The 2,532-nt window shown below is 59.5% G+C and carries 1 protein-coding gene; it reads right to left on the reverse strand.

Going from position 1 to position 2,532, the window contains the following annotated elements; genetic code table 11:
- Window positions 1-105: 105 nt before the first annotated feature.
- Window positions 106-1,875 carry a group II intron reverse transcriptase/maturase gene (gene ltrA, locus AB0D14_RS44840; protein ID WP_362791272.1) on the reverse strand — a complete coding sequence of 590 codons (1,770 nt, stop codon included), beginning with the start codon at window positions 1,873-1,875 and terminating at the stop codon, window positions 106-108.
- Window positions 1,876-2,532 lie beyond the last annotated feature (657 nt).

The following is a 2,532-nucleotide window of genomic DNA, read 5'->3' on the forward strand; positions in this document are numbered from 1 at the left end:
GTCGGGTAGCCGGGGTACGTTGCCGTACCCCGGCCCCCTCAGAACCGGACGTGCGGGTCGTCCCCGCATCCGGCTCAAGCGGGCCCCAAGAGTCGCTTGGGACGGTCAACTTGCGGCCCTTCGATGGTCACCAGCATGCTGCTGACGGTGACAATCGGCGTGTACGAGGCGGAGATTATTTCGGTTATCCGAACCACCGTCCCGCCGGTAGATGAAGTGATGCTTGTGCAGCGGCTTCATCGACGCCGAGAACCAAGCCGCCCACTCACGTGGGCTGTCCGGTTCATACTCGGCACCAGAGATTAGTGGCTGTTGGCACAGCGGACAGACCCCCTTTTGACGGGCAGCCAGATTGATCGACATCTTGTCGAACGTCTCTGGCAGATTCTTGCGCCGGCGGCTCGCCCAGAACTCTTCGAGGGACGGATCGTCAGGGGAGTTCCTCCCCTTGACCATGACGTGCCTCTGAATACGGGTCCAGGCAAACTTGTAGACGTAGTAACCGGTCTCACGGTCACCGAACACCCAGTTGTCATGCCTGGTGGCGTTGAACCGGCCGAAGTACTTGGGGATATACCAGCACCTCGGCTTTCTCGGGTGTGTGTGCTTGGCCCACTTCTGAGTGAGCTTCCACACGTAATCGTCCAAGTCTCCGAAAGTCTTCTTGGACACCACCGTCCGGTAGTAGGTGGCCCATCCCCTGATGATCGGATTGAGCTTCCTGATGACTGCCGCAGCGTTGGATCCCCGAAGAGAGATCATCTCGTTGCGGAGTCGCTCCCGGATCCTCTTGATGGCCTGTCTGCTCGGCTTGATTAGAAGCTTTCCGTTGTAGCGTCTGACATTGAACCCGAGAAAATCAAAGCCTTCTTCGAGGTGGACGACAGACGTCTTACCTTCGTTGAAGGAGAGTCCTCTCGGGCTCAGCCAGAGCGACAACTTCTCCTTGACGCGATACGCCTCCGCCTCGCTGTGGCAGAGCACAGCGAAATCGTCGGCATAGCGGACAAAGACGGGAGCTTCCATACGGGTTCTTTCCCCGCTCCTATCGTTGAAGCATCCCGCTGCTGCTTCCATTCCGTGCAGAGCGATGTTCAATAGCAAAGGGCTGATCACGCCGCCCTGTGGAGTTCCCTCCTCTGTCGGCGCGAACCGTCCGCATTCCATCACTCCCGCTTTCAGCCACCCTCGGATGGCATCCCTCGCGGGGAATGATCCGAGGCCGTTCATCAGGTGGTCATGTGAGATGCGGTCGAATGCCGCTGTCAAGTCGGCATCGAGCACCCACAGTCGGCTTGCCTGCTTCCTGGCTGTGGTGTTGAAGATTTGCTCGATTGCGTCATGGCAGCCCCGGCCTGGGCGGAAGCCGTAGCTCCGCTGATCGGACCGAGCTTCCCACTCAGGTTCCAGCGCATTCTTCACACGGGCCTGTCGAATTCGGTCACGCATGACCGGAATTCCTAGTGGACGCTGCTTTCCATTGGCCTTGGAGATATACACGCGCCGCACTGGCCGGGCACACCCAGGGTTCCTCTCGGAGGCGATTGAGCTTGCCACCGTCCCCCGCTCGCGTGGCGTGAGAGCGGTTTCCTGATCGATCCCGGCCGTTCGGCGACCTTGGCTCTGCTGCGTCACCCTCTTGACGCTAACCAGCGTGTTCGAGTGGGAGCGCAACATGAGCTTTTGCAAGTTTCGGACCTTCTTGAGGTCCCCATCCTTTGCTGCTTTGAAGATTCGCTGCCTAAGTCGCCGTACTGACGCCTCAGCGGTGGCCCAGTCGATGCTGTGCCATTCCTGTGCGTAGTCCCTCGGTCCGTTCGCCAGTGGAAGTGACCCTGCCACAGAGATTGTTGACACTGCAGCTTCCTCCGGCATCCAACTTGTCCTTGGGTTCAGGCTTCTTTGCTGCTTGTCCTCACGGGCCTACCTGATCCGCGTGGGCTCCCTTTTGGGCCGGGCACAGGTCCCGTATCCGACGAGTTATGAGACAGAGCTGAGGAGCTCTGTCTTCTTCCTCTGGACTTTCGTCCTGTCGGCCTTCGCTTCTCGAATCATCCTGTCCCGCTGGAGAGTTGGGCCATCGTTACCTCCGGCTTACCGGAAAGCGTCCGGACTCCAACGGGGTTTCCACGTTCCGCTCCTTCAAGATGCGACTGGATAGGGCTCCCTCTTAACCCCGGGGGCCTGCGGTGTCCAGCCTCCTTGATCCGCACCAAGGAGGTCGCACTGCGCTCTTCCGCGCAAGGCCCTAAAACCGCCAATTCATGCCATATGTGCGGCCTGAAAGTAACGAGGCGTCATCAAGGGTTCATTTGCATTAGCCCGGTCAGTCATTCCCCTTCGCCTGTTGCGCCCTGATGGCACAGGTTGCTTCTTGGGCTTGACCCGCTCGGCTTCACACCCCGCCGTTGCCAGCGACGCATGCGAGCGTGGGGACGGACCTTGGACACTTGTCCGGGACGATCTACATGATGACTTCCTTCCTCTCGTAGGTCGTCCACTTGTGAGGAGCGACTTCGTGTCGCACGCGGA

Origin of the sequence: Streptomyces sp. NPDC048484 (assembly GCF_040651415.1) — a bacterium.
GTDB lineage: Bacteria > Actinomycetota > Actinomycetes > Streptomycetales > Streptomycetaceae > Streptomyces.

Coding starts and splice junctions, on each gene's coding strand:
- ltrA (WP_362791272.1), bottom strand. CDS start 1,875: ATGCCGGAGGAAGCTGCAGTGTCAACAATCTCTGTGGCAGGGTCACTT.